Source organism: Hydrogenophaga sp. (assembly GCF_030373245.1).
Classification (GTDB): domain Bacteria; phylum Pseudomonadota; class Gammaproteobacteria; order Burkholderiales; family Burkholderiaceae_C; genus Hydrogenophaga.
In genome coordinates, this window is the sequence record NZ_JAUCZF010000008.1 from 1 (window position 1) to 25,610 (window position 25,610).

A 25,610-nucleotide genomic window follows, 5' to 3' on the forward strand; every position below is an offset into this window, starting at 1 on the left:
AATCGTGCCCACGTTCACGTGCGGCTTGGTCCGCTCAAATTTCTCTTTTGCCATTCTTCAGCTCCAAAATCAAAATTGCCGAAAACACCAGAACACAAAAAAAACTGGTGCCCTTGGCGGGAATCGGACCCGCGACCTCTCCCTTACCAAGGGAGTGCTCTACCACTGAGCCACAAGGGCCAAGGCAGCCGCCCACATGGACGCCTCCTCAGAAACTTCTCAAACACCGTCAGGCCAACAACCCAATCGATACGCGCACCACCACAGAACATGGAGCGGGAGACGGGAATCGAACCCGCGTCATCAGCTTGGAAGGCTGGGGTTCTACCATTGAACTACTCCCGCACAGAGGCGCAACGGGAATGGCCCGGCACACCTGAAACGCTCTGATCTCAGTCGATCGCGCATCGCCTGAGCCGCTGGTGGAGGAGGCTGGATTCGAACCAGCGTACGCGTAAGCGGGCAGATTTACAGTCTGCTGCCTTTAACCACTCGGCCACCCCTCCGCAATGCAGCCCAATATTATGCCATGGTTTTGTGGATCTCCGCCAGTGGATTGGACGCTCGGACCCTCACCAACAGGGTGCATCCTGCCCCTGGGAAGCCAGCCAGCGCGCGGCTTTGCCGAAATGGCCACAACCGAGAAACGGCACGGGAGGGCGCATGGCTGACAGGGGCGATGGGTGATTGGCGCACAACACCAGGTGGCGCTCGGCATCGACCAAGGCCCGTTTTTTCTGGGCGTGGGCCCCCCACAGCATAAAGACCTTCGGCGAGGGATCATCACCGCAGCGCTGAACTATGGCGTCAGTGAGCACTTCCCAACCTTGTCCGGCGTGACTGGCGGGTGCACCGTCTTCCACGCTCAGGCAGGTGTTGAGCAGCAGCACGCCCTGCTCGGTCCAAGGCTGCAACGAGCCATTGACTGGGATGGGTCGCCCGAGGTCCCGCTGCAGCTCCTTGAACAGGTTGCGAAGGCTGGGCGGCAGCCTGACCCCAGGCGCAACCGAGAACGCCAGACCCTCGGCCTGCCCCGGCCCGTGGTAGGGATCCTGGCCCAGGATCACGACCCGCACACGATCCAGCGGCGTGAGCGCCAGAGCGCGCAGCGGCTCGGGTGGGTAGATCACCGCGCCCGCGGCCAGGCGCTGGGCCAAAAACGCCTGCAGCCGCGTCCCGGCGGCTCCACGCCAGAACTCACCGACCAGTTGCGCCCAGTCAGGTTGCACCGCCCAGCGGGCCGGGTCGGCATAGCCCCACGCAAGTTCGCGCGTCAAGTCCAAAGCCATGCCGCTCAGACTCGCCTGCACCGGTGCGCGCTCAGCCAAACAGCTCGGCCAGCGCCAGGCCTGGGTCGGGTGCGCGCATGAAGGCCTCGCCCACGAGGAATGCGTGTACGTTGGCCGTCCGCATGCGGGCCACGTCTTCGCGCAGCAGAATGCCGGACTCGGTGATGAGCAGGCGGTCGGCGGGCACCTCGGCCATCAGGTCAAGCGTGGTCTGCAGGCTGACTTCAAAAGTGCGCAGGTTGCGGTTGTTGATACCGACCAGCGGCGTTTTCAGTTGAAGTGCGCGGTGCAGCTCGGCCTTATCGTGCACCTCGACCAGCACCGCCATATCCAGCGCCTGCGCCTGCGCCTCCAGGTCGGCCATCTGCGCGTCGTTCAGACAGGCCGCAATCAGCAGAATGGCGTCCGCTCCCATGGACCGGGCCTCGTAGACCTGATAGGGGTCGACCATGAAGTCTTTGCGCAGCACCGGCAAGTCACAGCTGGCACGGGCCTGCTTGAGAAAGTCCGGGCTGCCCTGGAAAAACTGACGATCGGTGAGCACCGACAGGCAGGCCGCACTGGTGACGCCATCGCCCTCGGCGTAGCTCTGCGCAATATCGGCCGGGATGAACTCCGCGCGCAGCACGCCCTTGCTCGGGCTGGCCTTCTTGATTTCCGCAATCACCGCCGCCTGGCCGCCCGCGATCTTGGCCCGCAGCGCACCTTCGAAATCGCGCGTCAGCAACCGGCTCTCGGCGTCCTGGCGCACCAGCTCCAGCGGCTTCTTCTTGCGGGCCGCGGCGATCTCTTCGTGTTTGACGGCAACGATCTTTTGCAGGATGTCATTCATGGGGTCGGGACTCGTTCGGAGGGGCCAACGGCGAAGGAAGGTCGCCGGGCGGTTGCTTGAGGATGTTCAGGAACACGCTGTGCATCACCACCCCGGCCAGCACAAACAGAACCGAAATGCCGATGGCGATCCAGGCGCCGTCGTTCTGCAGCCAGACCGGCAGGCTCATGGCTCAGGGGCCGGTGCCCGCGGTGACGGACTGGGTGAAATTGGCGAAAGCGCGCAGCGTCTTCGCCGCTGCGCCCGACTCCAGCGCGCGCTGCGCCAGCACAATGCCCTGCGCCATGTCGTCACAGACATTGGCCGCGTAGAGGGCAACGCCGGCGTTGAATGCCACGATGTCGCGCGCCGCTCGAATGGCCGGGTCCTCCGGCTGCTCCAGCACCGCCATCAGCATGGCGCGGGACTCTTCGGGCGTCTCCACGCGCAAAGCGCGGTTGCTCGCCATGGTCAGGCCAAAGTCTTCCGGGTGGATTTCGTACTCGTTGATCTCGCCGCCCTTGAGCTCGCCCACCATGGTCGCTGCCCCCAGCGAAACCTCGTCCATGCCGTCGCGGCCGTAGACCACCACCGCGTGTTCTGCGCCCAGGCGCTGCAAGGCACGCACCTGGATGCCCACCAGGTCGGGGTGGAACACGCCCATCAGGATGTTGGGCGCCGAGGCCGGGTTGGTCAGCGGGCCCAGGATGTTGAAGATGGTCTTCATGCCCAGCTCGCGGCGGATCGGCGCCACGTTTTTCATGGCTGGGTGGTGGTTGGGCGCGAACATGAAGCCCACGCCCACTTCCTCGATGCAGCGCGCGATCGCCTCGGGCGACAGGTTGATGTTGATGCCCAGGCTCTCCAGCACATCCGCGCTGCCGCTCTTGCTGGACACGCTGCGCCCGCCGTGCTTGCTCACCTTGGCGCCGGCCGCGGCGGCGACGAACATCGAACAGGTAGAGATGTTGAAGGTGTGCGACCCGTCTCCGCCCGTGCCCACGATGTCCACCAGGTGGGTCTTGTCGGCCACGTGCACCTTGGTGGAGAACTCGCGCATCACCTGGGCTGCGGCCGTGATCTCGCCGATGGTTTCTTTCTTCACCCGCAAGCCGGTGATGAACGCCGCCATCATCACCGGCGACATTTCGCCGCTCATGATGAGCCGCATCAGGTGCAGCATCTCATCGTGAAAGATCTCGCGGTGCTCGATGGTCCGTTGCAGCGCCTCCTGCGGGGTGATCTGGTGTCGATGGGGCATGAAAGTCTCCTGCTTAAGCTTTGAGATTGTCGGACATGGCCAGGCGCAGGCCAAAGCCGATGAACATCACGCCAGCGGCGCGGTCTAGCCAGCGTCTGGCGCGCGAGGCCGCACTCATGCGGCGCGACGCCCAGCCGGCGAGCCAGGCGTAACCGAAGTTGATCGGGAGCGAGTTGATATTGAAGAGCAGGCCCAGCAGCAAAAACACCGCCACCTTGTCTGGCGCGTCGGGCGCGATGAACTGCGGCACAAACGCCAGGAAAAACAGCGCCACCTTGGGGTTGAGCACATTGGTGAGAAAGCCGCGCCGGTAAATGCGCCACAGGTTCGCGGGCAGCGGCGTGACCCATCCCGTTGAGGGCGAGACCACGCCAGCAACCGGGCGCGCCAAGAGCAGTCTCAACCCCATCCACACCAGATAGGCCGCGCCTGCCCATTTGAGCAGAAGGAACGCAGTGGCCGAGGTGGCGAGCAGTGCGCCAACCCCCAGTGCCGCAGCGAACACATGCACAAAACAGCCGCTCACAATCCCCAGAGCGGCCACGACGCCCGCGCGCACGCCGCTGCGCACAGCCTGGCTCACGATGTACAGCACGTCGGGGCCAGGCGTGAGGTTGAGCAGCCATCCTGCCGCGATGAAGATCAGCAACTGGGCGGCGTCGGGCATGCGAAGGCCAGGCCGTGTTCAGTAAGGGCCGTGGCCATGCGCACGGGTGGCGGCCACCGGTTGGCGCGCAAAGAAGCTGCGCACAGATGCGATGGCGCGGTCGATCCCGGCTGCATTCACGTCGAGATGGGTCACGAACCTCAAACCGATCAGGCCGGTGGCCAGCACGCCGTCCGCCCTCAGGTGGTCCAGGAGCGCGGGGCCTCGGCTGTCGGCCACGTCCACGAACACGATGTTGGTCTGCGCGGAGCGCACTGTCAGGCCCTCGATGCCTTGCAGTCCTTCGGCCAGGCGCTGGGCCAGTGCGTGATCGTCGGCCAGGCGGTCCACATGGTGGTCCAGCGCGTGGTGGGCGGCGGCGGCCAGCAGCCCAGCCTGGCGCAGACCACCTCCGGCCATCTTGCGGATGCGCCGGGCGCGCTCGATCAGCGCCTGCGAGCCGCACAGCGCCGATCCCACAGGCGCGCCAAGCCCCTTGCTGAAACAGACCGATAGGCTGTCGAACAGGTCGGCGATCTCGCGCACACGGTCCAGGCTGCGTTGACCTGGCGCGGCGGTGGCAACAGCGGCGTTGAACACCCGCGCACCATCGAGGTGGGTGGCCAGGCCGCGGTCTCGCGCCAGCTGGGTGGCCGGCTCCAGGTAAGCATCGGTCATCGGATGACCGTTCCAGGTGTTTTCCAGGCAAAGCAGGCGGGTGCGTGCGAAATGCATGTCGTCGGGTTTGATGGCCGCCTCGATATCGGTCAGCGCCATGCAGCCTTGCGCGTCCTGGTTCAGTGGCTGCGGCTGCACGCTGCCGAACACCGCCGCGCCCCCTCCTTCATATCGGTAGGTGTGCGCGTTCTGACCCACGATGTACTCGTCACCCCGCGCGCAATGCGCCAGGATGGCGCACAGGTTGCTCTGCGTGCCACTGGGCATGAACAGCGCCGCCTCCTTGCCGGTGATGGAAGCAATGTGCGCCTGCAAGGCGTTGACCGACGGGTCGTCGCCAAACACGTCATCGCCCACCGGCGCGCTCATCATGGCAGCACGCATGGCGGCGGTCGGCTGCGTGACGGTATCGCTGCGAAGATCAACCAACATCCAAGGGCCTTTCAGAAACGCTGTGCTCCAGGCGGTGCACCGCGGAACTGGCCTGGCCGGGCAGCAGGCACCTCTGCCTTTGGCCGAAGTCGAGCAAACGGGAAACCGCGCATTGGCGTCGAGGCAGTTTCATTTCCGCACCAAAAAGTTTCTCAACATCGCATGACCGTGCTCGGTCAGGATGCTCTCCGGGTGAAACTGCACGCCCTCAATGTCCAGCGACTTGTGCTTCACACCCATGATTTCGCCATCGTCGGTCCAGGCGGTCACTTGCAGACAGTCGGGCAGACCCTCTCGGGCGATGGACAGCGAGTGGTATCGGTTGACCAGGAACTTCGCTGGCAGCCGGGCAAAGACCCCTTCTTGCGTGGTGCTGATGACGCTGGTCTTGCCATGCATGAGCTCCTGCGCCCGCACGATCTGGCCGCCGAAGGCCGCTCCGATGGCCTGGTGCCCCAGGCAGACGCCGAGGATGGGCACATGACCCGCCAGGCGCTCGATCGCCGCCACCGACACGCCCGCCTCTTTGGGCGAGCAAGGACCGGGCGATATCACCAGGCGATCCACCTCGCCGGCCTCTACCCTGCGCTGGATTTCATCGACGGTGATCTCGTCGTTGCGCACAACGGTCACCTCTGCACCCAGTTCGCCGAAGTACTGCACGATGTTGAAAGTGAACGAGTCGTAGTTGTCGACCATCAAAACCTTGATGCCGCCAAGCTCCCCTGCTCCGCTGGGTTCGCTGCCGCCCAGCGGGGCATTGATGACTTGGGGCGAATCAGCGTCGTTCATCTGGTGAATGGCTTTGCTCATGGTGCTCACTCCAGCCCTTCTTCCACCAGCTCCGCCGCCCGCAACAGCGCGCGCGCCTTGTGTTCCGTCTCGCGCCACTCCATTTCCGGCACCGAATCGGCCACCACACCGGCGGCTGCCTGCACGTGCAGGGTCTGGTCCTTGATGATGCCGGTGCGGATGGCGATCGCCACGTCCATGTCGCCCGCGTAGCTGAGGTAGCCGCAAGCGCCTCCATAGATGCCGCGCTTGGTGGGTTCAAACTGATCGATGAGCTCCATCGCGTGCACCTTGGGTGCTCCGGTCAGCGTGCCGGCCGGGAAGGTGGCTTTGAGCACGTCCATGTTGGTCATGCCCTCGTTCAGGATGCCTTCGACGTTGCTCACGATGTGCATCACGTGGCTGTAGCGCTCCACCGCGAAGGCCTCGGTCACCTTGACCGACCCGATCTTCGCAATGCGCCCGATGTCGTTGCGCGCCAGGTCGATCAGCATCACATGTTCGGCGCGCTCTTTGGGGTCATTCACCAATTCCTGCTCGATCACCTTGTCGGCTTCGGGCGATGCGCCACGCGGGCGCGTGCCGGCCAGTGGCCGGATCGTGATCTTGGTGCCCTCAGGGGTTTTTTCCTGTCGCACCAGGATCTCGGGTGATGCCCCGACCACGTGGAAGTCACCAAAGTGGTAGTAGTACATGTAGGGCGACGGGTTCAGAGAACGCAAGGCCCGGTAGAGGGACAACGGGCTTTCGGTGAAGCGCTTGCTGATGCGCTGGCCCACTTGCACCTGCATGAACTCGCCAGCGGCGATCAGCTCCTTGGCGCGCTCCACCGCCGACAGGTAGTCGGCCTTGGCGAAGCTGCGTTCGGCGGGATGACTCTGGCTGGCCTTGACCACCGGCGCGCTCACCGAATACTTCAGCGCGTCCTTGAGTTCACGCAAGCGGCGCTTGGCGTTGGCATAAGCCTCGGGTGCCGCCGGATCGGCGTACACGATCAGGTAGAGCTTGCCCGAAAGGTTGTCGATCACCGCCAGCTCTTCGCACTGAAGCAGCAGGATGTCGGGGCAACCCAGGGTGTCGGGCGGGCAGCTGTCTTCCAGTTTCTTTTCGATGTAGCGCACCGCGTCGTAACCGAAGTAGCCAGCCAGGCCGCCACAGAACCGCGGCAGGCCTGGGCGCAGCGCGACCTGGAAGCGCTGCTGGTAAGCGGCGATGAAATCCAGCGGATTGCCCACCGCGGTTTCCACCACCACACCATCGGTGACCACCTCGGTCTTGGCGTTGGCGCCAAAGCCGCTGGCGCGAAGCAAGGTTCGCGCGGGCAGCCCGATGAAGCTGTAGCGACCGAAGCGCTCGCCGCCCACCACCGATTCCAGCAGGAACGAACGCTGGCCGTCACCCTTGCCATGTGCCAGCTTGAGGTAGAGAGAGAGCGGGGTTTCCAGGTCCGCGAAGGCCTCGGCCATCAGCGGAATGCGGTTGTAGCCCTGGCCGGCCAGGCTTTTGAATTCGAGTTCAGTGATCATGTTCAGACGCTCCGTCGGCTCCGGGCTGCGACGCAGCTCGCGGAACCGTTTGCCAAAGGGGGCCGGGCAGTCGGGCTGCCGGGCCGGGGACGGGGATCGGGCGGATGGTGGGCGCTGAAATCGCCGTTGCCGCCGCGCACCCCAGAGGAAGGCACGTTTACGCAGGCTTGCGCCAGGGCCAGGCTCCCCGGCCTGGGCGGCGCGCAAGAGCGTGTGCGGACTTCGTGCGGAGTGTGAACATGGTCCGAAAGTGTAGCAAAGCCACCCCATGCAGGCCGAAAACTGCCAGCCGGCCGGTCAACAGATTAGGGAGGAACCCCATGGCCGAGCGCCACCAAAAGCTCCACAATGCGTTTTGCGAACGGTCGTGCTTTTATGCGCAACGTGTCGCACCCCTTCTCTCGACCGTCCGTTCCTTCCTGGAGATTCACCATGTCACTCCGCGTCCCGCTGCGCCGTCCCCTTGTCACCGCCTCGCTGCTCCTGGGGCTGGCGCTCACCCCCTTGCTGTCGGCCGGAGCCACCGTGGAACTGGCCGGCGTGAAGCTGGAGGACCGCGCCACCGTGGCCGGCGCGCCGCTGGTGCTCAACGGCGCCGGCGTTCGCTACAAGGCGGTGTTCAAGGTCTACACCGCCGGCCTGTACCTGAGCACCAAGGCGGACACACCGGAAGCGGTGCTGGCCGCGCCAGGCCCCAAGCGGCTGGCCATCACCATGTTGCGTGACATCGATTCGGGCGAACTCGGCAAGCTGTTTTCGCGCGGCATGGAAGACAACATGGACCGAGCCGCCTTCTCCAAGCTGATTCCAGGCGTGATGCGCATGAGCCAGGTCTTCAGCGACCACAAGCAGCTCAAGGAAGGCGAAACGTTTGTGATCGACTGGGTGCCGGGCACCGGTACCGTGCTCACCGTCAAGGGTGCCGTACAGGGAGAGCCTTTCAAGGAGCCCGAGTTTTTCAATGCGCTGATGCGCATCTGGCTGGGCAAAAAGCCCGCCGATTTCCGGCTCAAGGAAGCGCTGCTGGGCAAAGCGCCCTGATCGCGCCGCGTCGGTCAGGTCGGCAAGCCGATCAGCAAATCGGCAAGCGAGTTCACCAGCCTGTCGTGGGGTGAACGCTCGATCGGTTCGCCGTGGTTGTAGCCGTAGGTGACGAGCGCCACCGGGCAGCCAGCCGCGCGCGCAGCCAGTGCGTCGTTCTGGGAGTCGCCCACCATCAGCGTGCGCGCTGGCTCAATGCCCATTGCCTCGCAGGTCTTGAGCAAGGGCAAGGGGTCGGGCTTGCGGCGCTCAAAACTGTCGCCGCCAAAGACCTGGAGAAAGTAGCCGGCCAGGCCTTTGGCTTGCAACAGGTCTTGTGCAAAAGCAAGCGGCTTGTTGGTGAGGCAGGCCAGCCGCAGGCCACGCGCCAACAAACCCTCCAGGCCTTCGATCACACCGGGGAAGACATCCGAGAACTGGCCGTTGATCGCGAGGTAGTGGTGCTGATAGCGTCGCCATGCTGGCTCGAACAACGCGTCGACCGTGCGAGCCGGGCAGACTTCTCCCACGCCGCTCACGGCGGGCAAGGTCAGCTGTTCGGCCAACAGACTGCGGATCAGGTGTTCCGAGCCTTTGCCCACCGTTCGCTCTACCGCTGCCCGGTTCACACCGGGCAGCGTCAGATCGGCAAAGGTGCGGTTGAGCGCAACCTCAAAATCTCCCAGGGTATCGACCATCGTGCCATCGAGATCGATGATCGCGGCACGCAAAGGCCGCAGGTCAAGGCCAGCCGAACTCAGCATGGTGTGTTACTTTCGCGCATCATCCAACCCTGAAGGAGACTTTCATGAAAAAACTCTTGCAATCCTTTTGCCTGCTGATCGCCGGCGTTGTCATCAGCACCGCGGCAATGGCCCAGGACAAGGTGGTGTATCACATCGATGATGCCGCCAGCCAGGCCACCAAGGGCTTGCGCAACATCCGCAATCACCTCGACGTGGCGCCTCAGACGCAGATCACGGTGGTGACGCACGCCAACGGTGTGGATTTTCTTTTCGCCGACGCCAAAGATCCGAAGAACCCCAACATCGACTACAACGCGCTGGTGAGCGCCCTCAAGGCCCGTGGTGTGCGTTTCGAGGTGTGCGAGATCACGCTGAAGAACCGCAACCTGAAGAAAGAGCAGTTCTCGCTCGACGCCGATTTCACCCCATCGGGCGTGGCGCGCATCGGTGCCCTGCAATTCCGCGAGCAGTTCGCCTACATCAAGCCCTGAGCGACTCACGTCAGGCGCTGAGCGCGGCGCGCATGGCGCCGATCGCGCCTTGGTAGTCCGGCTCGCCGAAAATGGCGCTGCCCGCCACAAAGGTGTCGGCGCCAGCATCTGCTGCGCGGCGGATGTTGTCGGCCTTGATGCCGCCATCCACCTCCAGGCGGATGTCGCGGCCCGACACCTCGATGCGCTTCCTCGCCGCCTCGATCTTGCGCAGCGCCGAGTCGATGAAACGCTGGCCGCCAAAGCCGGGGTTGACGCTCATGATCAGAATCAGATCGATGTCGTCGATCAACCAGTCCAGCACATCCAGCGGCTCTGCGGGGTTGAACGTGAGCCCAGCCTTGCAGCCGCGCGCCTTGATGGCCTGCACGCTGCGGTGCACGTGAGCGCTGGCGTCGGGGTGGAAGCTCACCAGGTCGGCGCCGGCATCGATAAAAGCCCCGGCGAGCGCATCCACTGGCTGGATCATGAGGTGCACATCGATCGGTACCGCGGTGCCATCCGGCTTTTTCGCATGCGGCTTGAGCGCCTGGCACACCATGGGGCCGAAGGTGAGGTTGGGCACGTAATGGTTGTCCATGACGTCGAAATGGATCCAGTCAGCACCAGCGGCAATGACATCACGAACTTCCTCACCCAGGCGGGCGAAGTCGGCAGAGAGGATGGAGGGGGCAATGCGGTAGGGGGTGGTCATGTCGAAACCGGTAGAACAGGAGACAGAAGGCCCAGGGGCGATGCCGGCATTGTCTCAGGCCAGCCGCGGGCTCTGCACACCGCTCACCGGGTACAGGTAACATGCCGGCCATGTCGACATACCAGTTCACCTGCGAGGTGGAGCCCCACTACCTGGGCGAACAGTCCGCGCCCGACGAAGATGTGTACGCCTTCGCCTACACGGTCACCATCACCAACACCGGTGAAGTGACGGCGCAGCTGATTTCACGGCACTGGATCATCGAGGAAGCCGAGGGCCACAGCGAAGAAGTCAAGGGCTTGGGCGTGGTGGGCAACCAGCCGCTGCTGCGCCCGGGGGAGTCATTTCAATACACCAGCGGCACGCGCCTGCGCTCGCCCAGCGGCCAGATGCGCGGCAGTTTTTTCTGTGTCTCCGAGGATGGTGAGCGGTTCGAGGCCACGGTGTTGCCGTTCGCACTCGTGGCTGACACGCCAGCACCCGGCCGCGTGCTTCACTGACCACCGACGTTTGCGGTGGCAGCTTTGGCGCCGCACACCAGCACCGGGTCCGAGCCCGATCCTCCATGCGCCCTGACCTGCAGACACTGCTTGATGCCTTGAACCCGAACGCGCCGCTGGCCGAACGCCACCTGTGGCTGATCGAGATGCTGCGCTGGATTCGGGGTGACGGCGTGGACCCCCAGAACAGCGTGGTCCGCGTGCGACAGCTGCTGGAAACGGTGCAAGACGATACGGCCTGGCTGGCACGCTGGCACCGCTGGTGGGCTTGTTTCACGCAGGCGGTGGACGTGACGCCACTGCTGGCTGACCACGGCTTCGCGCCCCGCACGGCCTTCCTGAGCGAGCTGGGCCATCGTCTGCGCCGCAAGCTGTTGCCCGGCACGCCCGAGACCAACGACATGAGCGACCTGTTCGGCCTGCTGCTGCCCAGTCGCTTCGACGTGCGCTGGCTGCAGGCACTGGACACACGAACACTGCAGAAAATCCAACAACTGCTGCTGCCACCAACTGCACCCGAGCCAGCGAACGAAGACGGCGCACCGCTCCAGGCACAGCCTGGCACAGCCTGGCAGAACGCCTTGCTGGACGCACTGGTGTTTTCTGTCGGCCAGGTCAGCGCCACCGGCTTTGCCAGCGAAATCCGGGTTCGAATGAGCCACGAAGAGCAGGCCCGACGCGCCTTTCATGCCTTGCCCGTGCAGGCCGAAGCTCTGCGCCGCAGCGCCCTGCGACACGGTCCCCGCAGCGGGCAGGCGCGCTACGAAGCGGAAAAGCTCAAAAACCAGCTGGGCGTCTGCCAGGTGGCCGCGGAAACCGTCTATGCCCACCTGGAAGAACACGGCGTGTCGGTCGGCATCGTGTTCCGCCTGCGCCAGCTGTCGGAGCGGGTGACGCGCATCCACCAGTTGCTCGACTGCCTGCTGTCCGAGCAACCTGACCGAGCGACCGCCGCCTTGCTGGCCGACATGGTTCAGCTGGGCCTGGACAACCGCAGCATCCGGGCGCTCGTCGCCAACAGCTCCGGTCTGACAGCAGCCAAGGTCGCCGAACGCAGCGCCGAGACCGGCGACCGGTACATCACCCGCAACGCCGCCGAATACCGGCAGATGCTGGGCATGGCGGCGGGCGGCGGCGCCCTGCTGGGCCTGACCACCTGGGCCAAATTCGGCGTGACGGCACTGGCCCTTTCCGCGTTCTGGGGCGGTTTCGCCGCCGGCCTCAACTACGCCATATCGTTCGTCCTGATCCAGCTGCTGCACTTCACCGTGGCCACCAAACAGCCCGCCGTGACGGCGCCGGCCATGGCAGCCAGACTCAAGGAAATCCGCAAACCAGGTGCTGTGCGCGCCTTCGTCGACGAGGTGGCCAACCTCTTTCGTTCCCAGATTGCGTCCATCCTGGGCAACGTGGGACTGGTGATCCCGGTGGTGCTGCTGATCAGTGTGCTGATGGCCACGGTGCAGGGGCACCACATGATCGGTCCCGAGAAGGCCGACTACGTGATCCACAGCCTGAACCTGCTGGGTCCCAGCGTCCTGTTTGCAGCCCTCACCGGCGTGCTGCTGTTTGCCTCCAGCATCATTGCCGGCTGGGTCGAGAACTGGTTTGTCTACTACCGGCTGGATTCGGCGATCCGCCACAACCCGCGCTTCACACGCACACTCGGTCGCGAGCGCGCAGCACGCTGGGCGCGCTTTTTCCGGGACAACATCTCGGGCCTGGCCGCCAACATCTCGCTGGGCCTGATGCTGGGACTGGTGCCGGCTTTTGCCCACTTCTTCGGCCTGGGGCTTGACATCCGGCATGTGACGCTGGCGGCCGGCCAGTTGGCCGCGGCCGCCGCGGCCGTTGGCCCCGAGGTGCTGAGCCGGCCAGATTTCTGGTGGGCGGTGGCCGGTGTGGCAGTGATCGGGCCCGTCAACCTGCTGGTGAGCTTCTACTTGGCTTTCCGGCTTGCCCTCAAGGCCCAGGGGGTCGGCGAGGTGAACCGCGGCCTGATCCAGATGGCCATGCGGCGGCGCCTTCGCAGCCACCCACTGAGCTTCTTCTTGCCGCCTCGCACCGGGGTGGAAGCAGAGACCGAAGACGTCAGCGACATCGAGGCCGCGTGGCAGCACAGCAGCGAGCGCGAGGTTCTGGACGAGGAGAGCCGCCGCTGGGCCGAAGCCTACCTGGAGCGCACAGACCGGGAACGTGACATGGGCCAAGAATCCTGGACCCAGGCCGGACCCCTTGAATCCGACAGTGGCGTCGGCGAGTCCCGGCCATGAGCGACGCGCGGCCGCTCCGAAAGCGCTAAGCCCCGCAATGCGCAGCACGGAAGACAGTCCAGTGAGCCCGGCCATCTCGCCGCCGCACGCCCAAGCCAAGGAGTTCTCCCAGTGAGCAGCGGCGAGTTCGACCTGATTGCCCGCCATTTCAAGCGACCGCAAACGACCGAGCTGCCGCAGCTGCTGCTGGGCATTGGCGATGACTGTGCGCTGCTGCAGCCCACCGCCGGCCGCCAGCTGGCCATCTCCAGCGATATGCTGGTCGAAGGTCGGCACTTTTTCCCCGATGCCGATACCGCCTCGCTGGGCCACAAATCCCTGGCGGTGAACCTGAGCGACCTGGCCGCCATGGGCGCGCGGCCGCTGGGTTTCACCCTCGCGCTGTCGCTTCCAAAGGCCGACGACGCCTGGCTCGCCGCCTTTGCGCGCGGCCTGTTCGCGCTGGCCGATGCGCACGCCTGCCCGCTGGTGGGCGGCGACACCACGCGCGGCCCGCTGAACATTTGCATCACCGTCTTCGGCGAGGTGTCGCCTGGCCGCGCCCTGCGACGAGACGCGGCGCAGGCGGGCGACGACATCTACCTGAGCGGCCGCACCGGCGAGGCCCGGCTGGCGCTCGAATGGCTGCTGGGCACGCCCTGGGCGCGAGATGCCATCGGCCCCGAACTGCCCACCGACCTGCGCGCGCGGCTGGAACGCCCAACGCCCCGGCTGGCACTGGCCCAGGGCCTTGCCGGCGTGGCCCACGCCGCGCTGGACCTGAGCGACGGCCTGACCGGCGACCTCGGCCACATCCTCGCGGCCAGCGGGGTGGGCGCTGATCTGCGGCTCGCAGACCTGCCGCTGGCGCCAGCCCTGGCCGCCCTTCACGAAGCCGAACGCCATACCTGCCTGCTGGCAGGCGGGGATGACTACGAACTGCTGTTCACCGCGCCGGTGTCAGCGCGCGGCGCGATGCAGGCGGCAGCGCTGGCCAGCGACACGGCCGTGACGCGCATCGGCACGGTCAGCGCCACACCGGGACTTCGCTTGCTGGATGCGGCGGGTCAGGCAGCGGCCTTCTGCGCCAAAAGCTTCGACCACTTCGGATGAGGCGATCCTGCCTGGGCAAGATGGCCAACACCGTGCCCGCAGACCAGAATTTCTGATCCGTCCGCTGTCGGCCAGATGCCGACCTTGCTGGGTGGCCGGCCAATGCCTGCTTCAGAAGGTGTTTTCAGTCAGTTCAGCCTCGTCAACTGGCGATCGCGATGCGTGCCTCGAACAGGTAGCTGGCCAGCGCTTGCTTAATCGTCGGCATGGCACTGGCTGCGGTGGCAGGCAAGGTCACGTTGACGATCAATCCCCTGGTCCCGCCGGCGCTCACCTCCACAAGCGCATTCGGCAACTGATGCTCTTCACTCAGTACGGTGCTGACCAGTCTCGCGGCGGCATGGCAGCGCAGCTCAGGTTTGAAAATCTTGCCAACCGATGTCACAGGGATGGCGTCGACAATGTAGAAGTGCTTGGGCCAAGCGGGGCGCTCGCCGATATGTTGCTGTGCGTGGGCGTGCAACTCGGCATCACTCACAAGCGCGCCAGGGCGCAAGGTGAGAAAGCATACTGGCAATTCGCCCGCATATCCGTCAGGCATGCCCACCGCAGCGGCCAGCGCTACGGCGGCGTGCTCCGCCATGGCGTTTTCGATCATCACCGGGTCGATGTTGTGGCCGCTGCGGATGATCAGGTCTTTGGAGCGCCCGGCCATGTAAAGGCGCCCCTGTTCGTCGGTGTAGCCCAGGTCACCGGTGTTGAGAACGCCGTTGTCGAAGATGCCGGCGTCGTGCGACGGGTTGCGGTAGCCCGGCGACACGTGGGGCCCGCTCACACTGACCACGCCGACCTCCCCCCTTTTGCAAACCTCACCCAGTTGCCCGTCGGTGCCGAATCGGCGAACCTCCACGCGCGTGTAGGGCAGCGCCCAGCCCACCGATCCCGCTTGGCTCGCGCCGGCAAACGGGTCGTAAGCGATCAGGCCTGATGCCTCGGTCATGCCGTAGACCTCGTACAGGTTGCAACCCGTCACCTGACGGAAACGGTTGCCGACCGCTGGCGGCAACAGGGCTGCGCCGGTGACGCCGGCACGCACCGCGCTGATGTCGGCGCCATCCAGCGGAACCTCCAGTACGGCGCCCATCGAGGTGGGCACACCCCCCACCAGCGTGGCCTTGTACTGCGCCACCAGGCGCCAGAACCCTTGCACCATCGCGGGCGTACGCAGACCACCCGGTGACATCACCAGCAGCTCCATGCCCGCCAGGAACACGCCCAACCCACAAGCGATCGTGCCGGCCACGTGGAAGAGCGGGAAGGTGCCGGTGAAAACATCATCGGACCGGTAGTTGCCCATGGCCGCACCGCCAAACGCGGCGGTGAGTTGCCCCCGGTGGGTATGGGCAACCAGCTTGGGTGTGCCGGTGGTGCCGCCGGTGTGAAAGTAGGCCGCCACGTCGTCGTCTTTGCCGGGTTCGCCGAAGACCAGATGGTCTTCCGGTTGCGCCGCCAGCGCGGTGTGAAAGTCGATCACGCGCTCAACGGCCGGTGTGCCGGGCGGCGCCACGCGGATCAGCGTGAGACCGGGCAAGCGCTCCCGCAAAGCCAAGGCCTTTTGCCAGATGTCCAACACCGGGTGTGGCCCCAGGGCCACCAGAATGCGCGAGTCAGACGCTTCAAGCAATGCGGCGATGTGCTCGATCTGCAGCAGGAAATTGATCGGTACTGCATAACCAGCCGTCTCGGCGCCCCACAGCGTGGCGTGCGTCTCGATCAGGCTGGGCAGCATGTAGGCCACGCCCGGGCGGGGTCCGCCCAGGCTGTGAAACATGTTGGCCGAGCGCCGCACCATGCCCAACAACTGGGCGTAGTTGACGCGGCGGGGCTGTTCGTCTGGGGCGCCAGTCATGATCATGGTCACGGCGGTGCGCTCGGGCTGACGCGCGACGGAGCCAATGAAAACGTCGAGCACACTGCGCTCGGGCAAACGCTGTTCCAGCGTCATGGCGGCTTCGAACTGCCTTAACTCGTCGAGTGTGCGGATTGGAAATTCGTTGAAGGTCGCCATGGCACGCTCGTGTTGGGTTGGTGTGCCATGGTGACAGGATTGATTCAGGACTCCCGACGGAATACCCTTGGTTCGTGCCCACCAAGGGGCCTCAGATCGGTGCACGGCACCCCTAAACGCCGGGTGATGTCATCACTTGTCTGGCCAGAGGGTGGCCTCCTGATCCATTGTTGTGGATTTCAATGATCACTGGTGGCCACGAGATTGAGTGCGGCGGGGTTTTCTAGTCATCGCCCCCTCCCGCCAGACAGGCATTGCCGTTTCGTGGGCGAACTTCTGCTGCGGGTCGATATGAGACCTTTGCACCAAGGTCGGACTCAATACAAAAGGTGCCCCAGGATCTGCACCGTGTTGCCCACCAGCCACCGTCGCCCGACCAACCGGTCAAACAGCGTCCGCACCGCGACATCTTGCGAGGGCCGGAGTCAACACAAGAGGCAAGGGCAATGAGGTGCGCGCCACCCCACGGAAAGGAATGCCGCCCGCAGAGGCGACTCCATAATGCGAAGCATGGTCACCGACCCCACTCTGCCCGCTGCCAGCGAACCCGCCCTGAATTCCGCCGCGATCGCGCACCCAGGCTGGGCGTTTCTGCTGGCGCACCCGGCGCACTTCATCGCCCTTGGCGCGGGTTCGGGTCTGTCGCGCCTGGCACCCGGCACCGCCGGCACGTTGTGGGCCTGGGCCGCCTTTGTGATCCTGCAGCCGGTGATGAGCGACACCGCCTGGGGGATATTGATCGCCACCGGCACCCTGGTGGGCTGGTGGGCCTGCACGGTGACCGCGCGCCACATGCGCATCGCCGACTCCGGCCACATCGTGTGGGACGAAATCATCGCCTTCTGGCTCGTGCTCTGGCTGGTGTCGCCAACCGGCTTGCTGGGTCAGGCCTTGGCGTTCGGGCTGTTCCGGTTTTTTGACGCGGTGAAGATCGGTCCCATGGCCTGGGCCGACCAGCGTTTCAAAGGCTTTGGTCCGCGCGGCGGCTTCGGCATCCTGCTCGACGACTTTGCCGCGGCGGGCTGCACACTGCTGGTGATCGCCCTCTGGAGGTATTGAACCCGCCCCCATCGCTTGCTCGCTGCGCGCAGTCGCTCCGCCCCTCAAGGGGCAACACCTGCGGCCTGGCCAAGCCAGTTGCGCGGTGTTCTGGGCCACACCCCACACTCACCGACCATCGCTTTTATGAACAAGCCATCCCTCACCGAAATCGTTGACCAGCTTGCGTCCTCACTCAAGGCACGCGGCCAGATGATGGCCTCGGCAGAGAGCTGCACCGGCGGCCTGATCGCGGGAGCGTGCACCGAGATCAGTGGGTCCAGCGACTGGTTCGAGCGCGGCTTCGTCACCTATTCCAATGCGGCCAAAACCGAGTTGCTCGACGTGCCAGCGGCCCTGATCAAGGACCAGGGAGCGGTGAGTGATGCGGTGGCTCGTGCCATGGCCGCAGGGGCGTTGGTCCATTCGCGGGCACAGTGGGCGGTCGCCGTGACGGGCGTGGCCGGCCCCACCGGAGGCAGCGTCGACAAGCCGGTCGGCACGGTGTGGCTGGCCTGGGCAACGCCCCATGGCGTGCAGGCTGAACACCACCGGTTCCCGGGCGACCGCACCGCGGTCCGTCGGGCCACGGTCCAGCGTGCGCTGGCGGGGTTGCTGCAGCGGCTGTGAGGGCTCAGGAGCGCGCGGGCAGGATGTGTGCGTCCACACCCCGGCGTGGCGCCGGGCCAATGGGTGGCGCATAGCCCAGACGGGCCCACATCTGCACTGTGAAGGCCGGTGGCGGCGCCTGCAGCAGCCGGTGGATGGCCGCATAAGGCTCCGCCTGTTCGGGGTACTCCTGCAGCGCCTGCGACAAGGGCTGCATGGCCAGCCCATGCGCCGTGGCGGCGAGCTGCGCGCGCGCGTAGGCACGGCCCGCGTTCACCTGGGTGAACCGGTCGTTGCCTTCGGTGACCATGGCCAAGAACGCCGGCGTGGTGGCCAGCTTGGCGTTGAAGTCGTCGATCTGCCCCGTCACCGCCGAGCTGTCGGGGGCGGACGCCTGCGTGCGGTCGAACAGGCCCACGGCGGTGATCAGGCGCAGCAGCGGATCGTTGACCGAGATGCCGTCGCGGTGCTGCGATATCTCCGATGGGCCGATGCGCAGCACCTTGTAAGACTCCAGCAACGTGCGCGGCGTGGTCAATTCGACGCGCCAGGCCTGCATAGCGATCGCTCGGTGCTGCTGCAGCCGCTCGCCTGCGTCGGGTCCGACGAACTCGACCCGGATCGGGTGAGGCGCCACGCTGTCGGCAATGGCTTTCAGGGCAGCTGCTTCGGGCGCACGCTCTTCGTAGGCCTCGCGGTTGGTACGGCGGCGAAAGATCTGGGCGAACAGAGGATCGGGCTGAACGCCCGCGTCGGCCAACAAGCGCACGCGCGCGGTGGGCCGGCCATCCAGCGCCGTGGGACCAAACGCACCCTCCGGAAACAAAGTGATGTCGGCCCGAAGGCCCTTCTGGCGGGCCGCGAGGTCGAGGAGTTCGAGAAAAGTGCCCTGGCTCATCAGCATCTGGCGCGACAACGGGTCGGTTTCGGGGAGCAGCCGCTCCCGGTCGATGAACAGCGTGATCTCGTCGGGCACGCTGAAATCGACTCGCCACGACTGCAGGTTGTGCGAATGCGGGGCGAGGATGGCGTGCGCCACCAGCCAGCGGCGCACATCACCCCCGTCCGCGGGCGGGCTCCAAGCCTGCAAGGCCTCGGGGGGCAGACTGGCATCGCAAGCGGCCAGGCTGGCAGTGGCGGCGAGCACCACGCCGCCGCCGGTGATGCGAATGAACTGTCTGCGTTGCATGGTGACCTCCTTGACGGTTGGGTTGAGCGCCCGGTGAGGCAATCTGGAGGTCATTGTGGAATCGGTCCGACATGAACACAATGGCATGAAACCACTTACAAGCTATACACGAATGAATACCGAGCGGTTCAACTGGAACCTCATCCCCTCTTTTCTGGCGGCACACGAACACGGCAGCTTGCTGGCCGCTGCGCGGGCCCTGGGCACCAGCCAGCCCACGGTGGGGCGCCACGTGGCCGAGCTCGAAACGCAACTGGGCAGCGTGCTGTTTGAACGCACCGGGCGCGGCCTGGCGCCGACACCGGCCGGCCAACGCCTGGCCGAGGCGGCGCGCGCCATGGAAACCGGCGCGCTGGCGCTGCTGCGCAGCGTGAATCACGCCAAGGCCACACTGGAGGGGTCGGTTCGCCTGTCGGCCAGCCAGCCGGTGGCCTGTGTGCTGTTGCCACCGGTGCTGGCGCGCATGCGCCAGGCCCTGCCCGGCATTTCAGTCGAGCTGGTCTCCAGCAATGCGGTCAGCAACCTGCTGCGCCGCGAGGCCGACATCGCCTTGCGCATGGTCCGACCCAACCAGGCCTCTCTCATCGCCAAGCGCATCGGCGTGGTGCGGCTGAGCGCCTGCGCCCACCGCGACTACGTGCGCCGGCGCGGCGCGCCGCGCACCCTGGCCGATCTGCTGCAACACGAGTTGATCGGCAACGACCGCACGCCCGACATTGAGCGTGGCTTCAGCGCCATGGGTTTGCAGATTGCCCACGAACAGTTCGAGCTTCGAACCGACGACCTGATGGCCTATTGGGGCGCGGTGCGCGCCGGGCTGGGCATCGGCTTCGTGTCTGACTACCTGATCCGCGAAGACCCGGCGGTGCAGACGGTGCTGCCCCAGTTGCGCATCCCGCCGCTGCCAATCTGGCTCACGGTGCACCGCGAAATCCGCAGCAGCGCGCGCATCCGCGCGGTGTACGATTTTCTGGCGAATGAGCTGCCTCCCCTGCTGTGAGAATCCGATGGCCGAAGCCTTCAAGCACCTGATCAACCCCCAGACAGTTCACCACGCTGGCGAGCATCTGCAGACCGCCTGGTCCAGCTTCGATCGCACCCGTTTTGAACACCTGGCGCTCCAGGGACTGGACGGCCTCGAATTCAAGGCCCGCGCCCAGCAGATCGCCAACGCCCTCGAAGCCTGCCTGCCGTCTGACTTTGACCAGGCTGCCGCCGTGCTGGAGCAGGCCCTCGCACCGCCCTTGGAGCTCGACGCGCGAGGAGAACCCATCGGCCTGGGCGCTGCACTGCACCCGGCGGGTCTGGCGGGCTGGATCTTGTGGGGTGCGGGCGAATGGGTGGCACGCCGCGGCATGGGCGACGTGCCGCGCGCGCTGACCTGCCTGCACGCGCTGACGCAGCGCTTCACCGCCGAATTTGCCATCCGGCCATTCATCGCCGCGCATCCGTCCGAGGTGTTCGAGACGCTGGCCCGCTGGACACACGATGCCAGCCCCCATGTGCGGCGCCTGGTCAGCGAAGGCAGCCGACCGCGACTGCCGTGGGGCTTGCGGCTGCAAGCGCTGGTGGCCGACCCAGAACCCACCCTGCCTTTGCTGCAAGCCCTGCAAGACGACTCCAGCGCCTACGTGCGGCGCAGTGTGGCCAACCACCTCAACGACATCGCCAAGGACCACCCTGGGCGCATCGCGCAGTGGCTGCGCGAGCACTTGCCCGGCGCCAGCGCAGAGCGCACCTCCCTGCTGCGCCACGCCAGCCGAGGCCTGATCAAACAAGGCCATGCGCCCACGCTCCAGGCCTGGGGGCTTGCGCCAGGCCTGCGCGGACACGCGACGCTGTCGCTGTCACATGGTGCGCTGTGCATCGGCGACACCCTGACGCTGTCGGTGCAGCTGCAGGGCAGTGGGCGCGAGCCCCAGGCGCTGGTGGTCGACTACGCGGTGCACCATGTGCGAGCCGGTGGCAAAACCAGCGCCAAAGTGTTCAAGGGCTGGAAGGTGAACCTCGCGCCCGGCGAGGCGCTGAGCCTGAGCAAACGCCACCCGTTTCGGGAGGTGACCACACGAAGGCTTTACCCCGGCGTGCACCGGATCGAACTGCTCGTCAACGGTGAACGGCAAGCCTGCGCAACCGTCGACCTTCACCCAGGGGCCGTCAAGGCAGCGTGACATCCCGCACATTGCCGTGGCGACAGATGCACAGCCGTGTGACGGCAGGTAACAAGTACCCGTTCTTGTGTTCAGCCGGTTGGTCGCGCGGGGCCTACAGCCTTCACACTGCGCTGCCGGTACACCCCCGTGCCTGACCTTCGATTCATGAACATCAAGAACGCGCTTTTTCAGCGGCTACTTGCCCGCTGGTCACGGCAATCCGTGACCATCAGCGATCCGTCGCCCGCGGAGCCGCCCGCGGCTGCGCCAGTGCTTTCACCTGCCCCCGCACCTCAGATTGACCGACTGGAGGTTCAAGGGGCCATCATTGAGCATCTGGAGTGGTGCGTTCGCTTCAACGAGCGCCTGAGCCGAGAGCGCCACACAGACCAGGACCTGCCCGATCTGCCGGGGGCTGACGACAGCGGTCTGGGCCAGTGGCTGAAGCGCTCGCGCGACGGTGCGCCAGGGCAGCACCCGCTGTTCGCCGATCTGGAGCGCGAACACCAGCGTTTCCATGTCCTGGCCGACAAGGCCTTGATGTTGGCCGATTCGGGCCACATGCACCTGGCCAGCACCTTGCTCAACACCGACTTTGAACGCAGCAGGGCACGCCTGCTCGACATACTGCGCACCTTGCAGCGCGGCTGAGCGGCCCGGTGTGGGCGGCAGCCTTCAGGCCGCGCCGTGGCACTTCTTGAATTTCTTGCCGCTGCCGCAAAAACAGGGGTCGTTGCGACCCGGTGTCTCGCCCCGACGCACCGGATCGACCCGAGGACCCAGGCTTTGCCAGAGCTGGCGCAGGTCGTACACAGCCCAGATCGCTTCGCCAAACTGATTCAGCCGCGCCTCGCTCACGCTGGGCGGACCATCTTCGCTGTGCATGGACAGCGTCGGGCGGGCGGTGTCGTCTTCGGTCAGCGCCACGATGGCGGAGAGCGCTCCGTCAAGCCAGTCGGCGGTCTCGGCGTCGCGCGGAGCGGCCCAGTCTTCCGGCCAGTTCTCCACCACGAACATGAAGCCCAGCGCCCAGACCTGCGCATAGGCCGGCAACGCCTGATCACCGATTTCGGCCCGCGCCTCCTCAGGCAAGCTCGCCACGGCACCGCGCACGTCCATCACTTCCGGGTGGTAGCTGCGCTCGTCCTCCAGCGTCTCGACCTCAGCGGCCAATGCGGCGGCCACTTCGTTCCAGCGCCGCGTCCAGAGCCCCAGGAAACTGGCGGCCTGATCTGCACTCCCCCACGCTTCGTCGCCTTCGGCGCCCTCCCCCAGCAGCACCGGCAGATATTCGCTGGGCATGATGAGGCGCCGGGTGCACAGCAGCGCCGCAAGCGCCCCTTCGCAGAACTCCCACTGCGGCACCTCGTCGTCGCGGGTGCGCAGATCGTCCAGGATCGCGTCGAGGGTGTCGAAATCCTCGGCTTGCAGCGGACGATCCAGGTCGGACGGCGTAACAGGGTGGTTCATGGGGACAACGGGCTGGACTTTATGATGCCCGGCAGTGTAGCCCGCGCTGCACGGAGAAAATTTGCATGCTCGATCGCCTCAATGCCCTCTACCCCGTCCGCTACACCGCACTTGCGCTGTGCGTGCTGTTCACGCTGCTCAGCCTGTTTGCCATGGTGGGGTTTGGCGTGGGCGGGCTGTGGTTTCTGCTGTTCGGCGGCCTCTCGGCGCTGGGCTGGTATGACCTGCGGCAAACCAAAAAATCGGTGCTGCGCAACTACCCCATCATTGGCCACTTTCGCTACATGCTGGAAAAGGTGCGCCCCGAACTGCGCCAGTACTTCCTCGAAAGCGATACCGAGGCCACGCCGTTTTCGCGCAGCCAGCGCAGCCTGGCCTATGCCCGCGCCAAGGGCGAGACCGACAAGCGCCCTTTCGGCACCCAGCTGGATGTGAAAGCCGATGGGTTTGAGTGGCTCAACCACTCGCTCATGCCGACCACCCTGAGTACGCCCGACTTTCGCACCACCATCGGTGGTCCGTCCTGCTCCCAGCCTTACGAGGCCAGCGTATTCAACATCTCGGCCATGAGCTTTGGTGCGCTCTCGGCCAACGCCATCCAGGCGCTCAACGCCGGTGCAGCACGCGGCCGCTTTGCGCACGATACCGGCGAGGGCTCGATCTCGGCCTGGCACCGGCTGCACGGCGGCGACCTGATCTGGGAAATCGGCTCGGGCTACTTCGGCTGCCGCGACGAAGCCGGACGTTTCAGCGAGGATCGCTTCAAGGCCAATGCGCTGGATCCACAGGTCAAGATGATCGAGCTCAAGCTGAGCCAGGGCGCCAAACCTGGCCACGGCGGCATGTTGCCCGGCGCCAAGATCACACCCGAAATCGCCGCGGCGCGCGGGGTGCCGGTGGGCGTGGACTGTATCTCGCCAGCGGCGCACAGCGCGTTTGCCACACCGATGGAGATGATGCAGTTCATCGCCCGGCTGCGCGAACTCTCGGGTGGCAAGCCCACCGGCTTCAAACTCTGCATCGGTCATCCCTGGGAGTGGTTTGCCATCGTCAAGGCGATGCAGGAAACCGGCATCACGCCCGACTTCATCGTGGTCGATGGCGCTGAGGGCGGTACCGGCGCGGCACCACTGGAGTTCACGGACCACGTGGGCGCGCCGCTGCAGGAAGGCCTGCGCCTGGTGCACAACACCCTGGTGGGCGTGAACCTGCGTGATCGCATCAAGATCGGCGCGTCGGGCAAGGTGATCAGCGCGTTTGACATCGTGCGCGCCATCGCCATCGGCGCCGACTGGTGCAACAGTGCGCGCGGCTTCATGTTTGCGCTGGGCTGCATCCAAGCCCAGACTTGCCACACCGGCCAGTGCCCCACCGGGGTGACCACGCAGGATCCGGTGCGCCAGCAGGCACTGGTGGTACCCGACAAGGCCGAACGGGTCTACAACTTCCACCGCCAGACTTTGCACGCACTGCAGGAACTGGTGCAGGCGGCTGGTCTGAACCACCCGAGCGAGATCACTGCAGACCACATCGTTCGCCGCGTCAATGAAAACGACGTGCGCCTGCTCTCGACGCTGCTGCCCACCGTGCGTCCTGGCGCCCTGCTGGGCGAACTGACCGATCAGCACAAGGTGTTCCAGTACTACTGGCCGCAGGCCCAGCCAGACCGGTTTGGCCTGGTCTGAGCGCGGGCCTGAACCGGTCTGAACCGGCCGCCACGTCTCAGATGCGCGAGCCGTCCTCCAGGAACCGCTCCTCCTTGTCCAGCGCGCCCTGGCCGTTGTAGGTCTTGCGACGCAACAGCACGCCGCGCGGGCCGTGTTCGTCCTCGCGCTGCAGCACGCCGGTTTCGCTGAAGTAGCGCTGCCAGCCAAACAGCCGCCCATTGCGCTCGGCGTTTTCAGCCGCCCGCTCGCCGTTGTCCCAATAGCTGGTGGTGTCACGCTGCTCGTTGCGGCCCTCTCGCGAAATGGTTTGCACGAACTTGCGCTGGCCATTGAGGTACCACTGTTCAATGCGCTGCTCGCGCCCTGCCACCCACACCGTCTGCTGGGTCAGCTGGCCGCTCTCGGCCCATTCCCGCACCACACCCTCGCGCACCAGCACATCCGGGTCGCGCTGCAACAGATCGGTCTCAGAGCGCAGCTGGCCTGAGGGGTAGTACACGCGCTTGATGCGCCGGTCGGGCTCGCCCGGCGAACGCTTCACCTCTTCGCTGCGCACCAGACCGCCCTGCTCGTTGACCAGGGTCTGGCGCACCAGCGCACCAGCCACAAGACTCACCGTGCCCGACACCTGCCCCGGCTCTCGGTAGAGGGTGACGTTGCTGGCGGAGCCGTCGTGTCCACACAGCAATCGGTCCTGTGGCAGCAGCGAGACCGGCGCGCAGCGCAACGCACTGACTGAGCCGTCTTCGAGGTAGGCGATGGAGAGCGCCACACGGCGGTTCACCACGTAGTCCAGCCGCTGCAGCCGGCCCGATGCAGCGTACACCCTCTGCTCCCCAATGGCCTGACCGTTGTCCAGGTTTTCCTCACGCCGCAAGGTGCCGCGAGCGTCCCATTCGCGCACCACACCGTCGCGGTTACCCCGGGCATTGACGGTGTATTCGCGCCGCTCGCCCGACGCCATGACAAAGCGCACTGGGCCCTCGAAGCGACCATCGCGCAGCGTCTGCTCGCGCAGACGCACCGGTCCGCTGTCATCGGTGCAGCGCATCACACCCGACTTGCCCGCCGTGGTGTGGCCGTTGGACGGACTCACCGACTCGCCGTTGAGCTCACACTGCGGCACGGCCAGGGCCAGCCCGCTGCTGAGTCCGAGCAAGAGAACTGGCCAGACGCGCGCGAGGGGCAGGCGAGCAAACAGACAGCGGGTGTACAGCCTCATGGG

General features: G+C 65.7%; 25 protein-coding genes and 3 tRNA genes. 11 read left to right on the plus strand and 17 right to left on the minus strand.

From position 1 onward, the window contains the following. Window positions 1-105: 105 nt before the first annotated feature. The 11 genes from QUV25_RS16360 to trpE form a co-directional block, all read right to left on the minus strand. Window positions 106-180 (minus strand) — tRNA-Thr (locus QUV25_RS16360). A gap of 91 nt (window positions 181-271) precedes the next feature. After that, a tRNA-Gly gene (locus QUV25_RS16365) sits at window positions 272-345 on the minus strand. Between the two features lie 75 nt (window positions 346-420). Further along, window positions 421-506, minus strand: a tRNA-Tyr gene (locus QUV25_RS16370). 66 nt (window positions 507-572) lie between these two features. Next, complete coding sequence (locus QUV25_RS16375; protein ID WP_300865526.1) at window positions 573-1,289, minus strand: uracil-DNA glycosylase; 717 nt, start codon at window positions 1,287-1,289, stop codon at window positions 573-575. A gap of 31 nt (window positions 1,290-1,320) precedes the next feature. Continuing rightward, a complete protein-coding gene (gene trpC, locus QUV25_RS16380) occupies window positions 1,321-2,121 on the minus strand; it encodes an indole-3-glycerol phosphate synthase TrpC (protein WP_300865527.1) in 801 nt (266 codons plus the stop codon). Continuing rightward, complete coding sequence (locus QUV25_RS16385; protein WP_300865528.1) at window positions 2,114-2,290, minus strand: hypothetical protein; 177 nt, start codon at window positions 2,288-2,290, stop codon at window positions 2,114-2,116. The genes trpC and QUV25_RS16385 overlap by 8 nt, the downstream gene beginning before the upstream one ends. A gap of 3 nt (window positions 2,291-2,293) precedes the next feature. Next, window positions 2,294-3,361, minus strand: a complete 1,068-nt coding sequence (trpD, locus tag QUV25_RS16390) for an anthranilate phosphoribosyltransferase (RefSeq protein WP_300865529.1) — start codon at window positions 3,359-3,361, stop codon at window positions 2,294-2,296. A 13-nt stretch (window positions 3,362-3,374) separates the two neighbouring features. Beyond that, complete coding sequence (locus QUV25_RS16395) at window positions 3,375-4,028, minus strand: LysE family translocator (RefSeq protein ID WP_300865531.1); 654 nt, start codon at window positions 4,026-4,028, stop codon at window positions 3,375-3,377. Window positions 4,029-4,046: 18 nt separating this feature from the next. Then, window positions 4,047-5,117: a low-specificity L-threonine aldolase gene (ltaE, locus tag QUV25_RS16400; protein WP_300865533.1), complete on the minus strand. Its 1,071-nt coding sequence runs from the start codon at window positions 5,115-5,117 to the stop codon at window positions 4,047-4,049. Between the two features lie 129 nt (window positions 5,118-5,246). Next, the gene (locus QUV25_RS16405; RefSeq protein WP_300865745.1) at window positions 5,247-5,828 is read right to left on the minus strand and encodes an aminodeoxychorismate/anthranilate synthase component II; all 582 of its coding nucleotides are present in this window, start codon (window positions 5,826-5,828) and stop codon (window positions 5,247-5,249) included. Between the two features lie 107 nt (window positions 5,829-5,935). Continuing rightward, window positions 5,936-7,435 (minus strand): anthranilate synthase component I, encoded by a 1,500-nt coding sequence (gene trpE / locus QUV25_RS16410; RefSeq protein WP_300865535.1) that lies wholly within the window; start codon window positions 7,433-7,435, stop codon window positions 5,936-5,938. A gap of 432 nt (window positions 7,436-7,867) precedes the next feature. On the opposite strand from trpE, the gene QUV25_RS16415 reads away from it, so the two are divergent. After that, a complete protein-coding gene (locus QUV25_RS16415; protein ID WP_300865537.1) occupies window positions 7,868-8,476 on the plus strand; it encodes a chalcone isomerase family protein in 609 nt (202 codons plus the stop codon). Between the two features lie 14 nt (window positions 8,477-8,490). On the opposite strand, the gene gph is transcribed toward QUV25_RS16415, so the two are convergent. Beyond that, entirely contained in the window at window positions 8,491-9,219 is a 729-nt protein-coding gene (gene gph / locus QUV25_RS16420) for a phosphoglycolate phosphatase (RefSeq protein ID WP_300865538.1), read from the minus strand. A 44-nt stretch (window positions 9,220-9,263) separates the two neighbouring features. Between gph and QUV25_RS16425 the strand changes: the two genes are divergently transcribed. Beyond that, window positions 9,264-9,692 carry a DsrE family protein gene (locus QUV25_RS16425; RefSeq protein WP_300865540.1) on the plus strand — a complete coding sequence of 143 codons (429 nt, stop codon included), beginning with the start codon at window positions 9,264-9,266 and terminating at the stop codon, window positions 9,690-9,692. 10 nt (window positions 9,693-9,702) lie between these two features. On the opposite strand, the gene rpe is transcribed toward QUV25_RS16425, so the two are convergent. Then, window positions 9,703-10,386, minus strand: a complete 684-nt coding sequence (rpe, locus tag QUV25_RS16430; RefSeq protein ID WP_300865541.1) for a ribulose-phosphate 3-epimerase — start codon at window positions 10,384-10,386, stop codon at window positions 9,703-9,705. A 110-nt stretch (window positions 10,387-10,496) separates the two neighbouring features. On the opposite strand from rpe, the gene apaG reads away from it, so the two are divergent. The 3 genes from apaG (at window position 10,497) to thiL (ending at window position 14,251) form a co-directional block, all read left to right on the plus strand. After that, window positions 10,497-10,886: a Co2+/Mg2+ efflux protein ApaG gene (gene apaG / locus QUV25_RS16435; RefSeq protein WP_300865542.1), complete on the plus strand. Its 390-nt coding sequence runs from the start codon at window positions 10,497-10,499 to the stop codon at window positions 10,884-10,886. Between the two features lie 65 nt (window positions 10,887-10,951). Then, entirely contained in the window at window positions 10,952-13,159 is a 2,208-nt protein-coding gene (locus QUV25_RS16440; RefSeq protein ID WP_300865543.1) for a site-specific recombinase, read from the plus strand. Window positions 13,160-13,270: 111 nt separating this feature from the next. Continuing rightward, on the plus strand, window positions 13,271-14,251 hold the full coding sequence (gene thiL / locus QUV25_RS16445) for a thiamine-phosphate kinase (RefSeq protein WP_300865545.1): 981 nt from the start codon (window positions 13,271-13,273) through the stop codon (window positions 14,249-14,251). Between the two features lie 142 nt (window positions 14,252-14,393). On the opposite strand, the gene QUV25_RS16450 is transcribed toward thiL, so the two are convergent. Continuing rightward, complete coding sequence (locus tag QUV25_RS16450) at window positions 14,394-16,259, minus strand: AMP-binding protein (RefSeq protein ID WP_300865547.1); 1,866 nt, start codon at window positions 16,257-16,259, stop codon at window positions 14,394-14,396. 510 nt (window positions 16,260-16,769) lie between these two features. Between QUV25_RS16450 and QUV25_RS16455 the strand changes: the two genes are divergently transcribed. After that, complete coding sequence (locus tag QUV25_RS16455) at window positions 16,770-17,318, plus strand: phosphatidylglycerophosphatase A (RefSeq protein ID WP_300865549.1); 549 nt, start codon at window positions 16,770-16,772, stop codon at window positions 17,316-17,318. Between the two features lie 126 nt (window positions 17,319-17,444). Further along, a complete protein-coding gene (locus QUV25_RS16460; RefSeq protein ID WP_300865551.1) occupies window positions 17,445-17,927 on the plus strand; it encodes a CinA family protein in 483 nt (160 codons plus the stop codon). Between the two features lie 4 nt (window positions 17,928-17,931). On the opposite strand, the gene QUV25_RS16465 is transcribed toward QUV25_RS16460, so the two are convergent. Beyond that, on the minus strand, window positions 17,932-19,095 hold the full coding sequence (locus QUV25_RS16465) for a twin-arginine translocation pathway signal protein (protein WP_300865552.1): 1,164 nt from the start codon (window positions 19,093-19,095) through the stop codon (window positions 17,932-17,934). 112 nt (window positions 19,096-19,207) lie between these two features. On the opposite strand from QUV25_RS16465, the gene QUV25_RS16470 reads away from it, so the two are divergent. The 3 genes from QUV25_RS16470 to QUV25_RS16480 all read left to right on the plus strand — a co-directional run bounded on the left by QUV25_RS16470 (window position 19,208) and on the right by QUV25_RS16480 (window position 21,899). Further along, window positions 19,208-20,095 (plus strand): LysR family transcriptional regulator, encoded by an 888-nt coding sequence (locus QUV25_RS16470; RefSeq protein ID WP_300865554.1) that lies wholly within the window; start codon window positions 19,208-19,210, stop codon window positions 20,093-20,095. A 7-nt stretch (window positions 20,096-20,102) separates the two neighbouring features. Continuing rightward, window positions 20,103-21,266 carry a DNA alkylation repair protein gene (locus tag QUV25_RS16475; protein ID WP_300865555.1) on the plus strand — a complete coding sequence of 388 codons (1,164 nt, stop codon included), beginning with the start codon at window positions 20,103-20,105 and terminating at the stop codon, window positions 21,264-21,266. Window positions 21,267-21,413: 147 nt separating this feature from the next. Continuing rightward, window positions 21,414-21,899 carry a CZB domain-containing protein gene (locus tag QUV25_RS16480; protein WP_300865557.1) on the plus strand — a complete coding sequence of 162 codons (486 nt, stop codon included), beginning with the start codon at window positions 21,414-21,416 and terminating at the stop codon, window positions 21,897-21,899. 24 nt (window positions 21,900-21,923) lie between these two features. Here the strand turns inward: QUV25_RS16480 and QUV25_RS16485 are convergent, their stop codons facing one another. Beyond that, window positions 21,924-22,718 carry a YecA family protein gene (locus QUV25_RS16485; protein ID WP_300865559.1) on the minus strand — a complete coding sequence of 265 codons (795 nt, stop codon included), beginning with the start codon at window positions 22,716-22,718 and terminating at the stop codon, window positions 21,924-21,926. 65 nt (window positions 22,719-22,783) lie between these two features. On the opposite strand from QUV25_RS16485, the gene QUV25_RS16490 reads away from it, so the two are divergent. Then, window positions 22,784-24,403, plus strand: coding sequence for an FMN-binding glutamate synthase family protein (locus tag QUV25_RS16490; protein ID WP_300865560.1), 1,620 nt, complete (start codon window positions 22,784-22,786; stop codon window positions 24,401-24,403). Window positions 24,404-24,440: 37 nt separating this feature from the next. Here the strand turns inward: QUV25_RS16490 and QUV25_RS16495 are convergent, their stop codons facing one another. Next, on the minus strand, window positions 24,441-25,607 hold the full coding sequence (locus QUV25_RS16495; protein ID WP_300865562.1) for a hypothetical protein: 1,167 nt from the start codon (window positions 25,605-25,607) through the stop codon (window positions 24,441-24,443). Window positions 25,608-25,610: the final 3 nt, after the last annotated feature.

Excerpts from the sequence above, each read along its gene's own strand:
- QUV25_RS16375 (WP_300865526.1), bottom strand. The coding sequence starts at position 1,289 with ATGGCTTTGGACTTGACGCGCGAACTTGCGTGGGGCTATGCCGACCCG.
- QUV25_RS16475 (WP_300865555.1), top strand. The coding sequence starts at position 20,103 with ATGGCCGAAGCCTTCAAGCACCTGATCAACCCCCAGACAGTTCACCAC.
- QUV25_RS16455 (WP_300865549.1), top strand. The coding sequence starts at position 16,770 with ATGGTCACCGACCCCACTCTGCCCGCTGCCAGCGAACCCGCCCTGAAT.
- QUV25_RS16470 (WP_300865554.1), top strand. The coding sequence starts at position 19,208 with ATGAATACCGAGCGGTTCAACTGGAACCTCATCCCCTCTTTTCTGGCG.
- trpD (WP_300865529.1), bottom strand. The coding sequence starts at position 3,361 with ATGCCCCATCGACACCAGATCACCCCGCAGGAGGCGCTGCAACGGACC.
- trpC (WP_300865527.1), bottom strand. The coding sequence starts at position 2,121 with ATGAATGACATCCTGCAAAAGATCGTTGCCGTCAAACACGAAGAGATC.
- trpE (WP_300865535.1), bottom strand. The coding sequence starts at position 7,435 with ATGATCACTGAACTCGAATTCAAAAGCCTGGCCGGCCAGGGCTACAAC.
- gph (WP_300865538.1), bottom strand. The coding sequence starts at position 9,219 with ATGCTGAGTTCGGCTGGCCTTGACCTGCGGCCTTTGCGTGCCGCGATC.
- QUV25_RS16465 (WP_300865552.1), bottom strand. The coding sequence starts at position 19,095 with ATGCAACGCAGACAGTTCATTCGCATCACCGGCGGCGGCGTGGTGCTC.
- QUV25_RS16495 (WP_300865562.1), bottom strand. The coding sequence starts at position 25,607 with ATGAGGCTGTACACCCGCTGTCTGTTTGCTCGCCTGCCCCTCGCGCGC.
- QUV25_RS16460 (WP_300865551.1), top strand. The coding sequence starts at position 17,445 with ATGAACAAGCCATCCCTCACCGAAATCGTTGACCAGCTTGCGTCCTCA.
- QUV25_RS16440 (WP_300865543.1), top strand. The coding sequence starts at position 10,952 with ATGCGCCCTGACCTGCAGACACTGCTTGATGCCTTGAACCCGAACGCG.
- QUV25_RS16415 (WP_300865537.1), top strand. The coding sequence starts at position 7,868 with ATGTCACTCCGCGTCCCGCTGCGCCGTCCCCTTGTCACCGCCTCGCTG.
- QUV25_RS16485 (WP_300865559.1), bottom strand. The coding sequence starts at position 22,718 with ATGAACCACCCTGTTACGCCGTCCGACCTGGATCGTCCGCTGCAAGCC.
- ltaE (WP_300865533.1), bottom strand. The coding sequence starts at position 5,117 with ATGTTGGTTGATCTTCGCAGCGATACCGTCACGCAGCCGACCGCCGCC.
- QUV25_RS16425 (WP_300865540.1), top strand. The coding sequence starts at position 9,264 with ATGAAAAAACTCTTGCAATCCTTTTGCCTGCTGATCGCCGGCGTTGTC.
- QUV25_RS16395 (WP_300865531.1), bottom strand. The coding sequence starts at position 4,028 with ATGCCCGACGCCGCCCAGTTGCTGATCTTCATCGCGGCAGGATGGCTG.
- rpe (WP_300865541.1), bottom strand. The coding sequence starts at position 10,386 with ATGACCACCCCCTACCGCATTGCCCCCTCCATCCTCTCTGCCGACTTC.
- apaG (WP_300865542.1), top strand. The coding sequence starts at position 10,497 with ATGTCGACATACCAGTTCACCTGCGAGGTGGAGCCCCACTACCTGGGC.
- QUV25_RS16385 (WP_300865528.1), bottom strand. The coding sequence starts at position 2,290 with ATGAGCCTGCCGGTCTGGCTGCAGAACGACGGCGCCTGGATCGCCATC.
- QUV25_RS16490 (WP_300865560.1), top strand. The coding sequence starts at position 22,784 with ATGCTCGATCGCCTCAATGCCCTCTACCCCGTCCGCTACACCGCACTT.
- QUV25_RS16450 (WP_300865547.1), bottom strand. The coding sequence starts at position 16,259 with ATGGCGACCTTCAACGAATTTCCAATCCGCACACTCGACGAGTTAAGG.
- QUV25_RS16480 (WP_300865557.1), top strand. The coding sequence starts at position 21,414 with ATGAACATCAAGAACGCGCTTTTTCAGCGGCTACTTGCCCGCTGGTCA.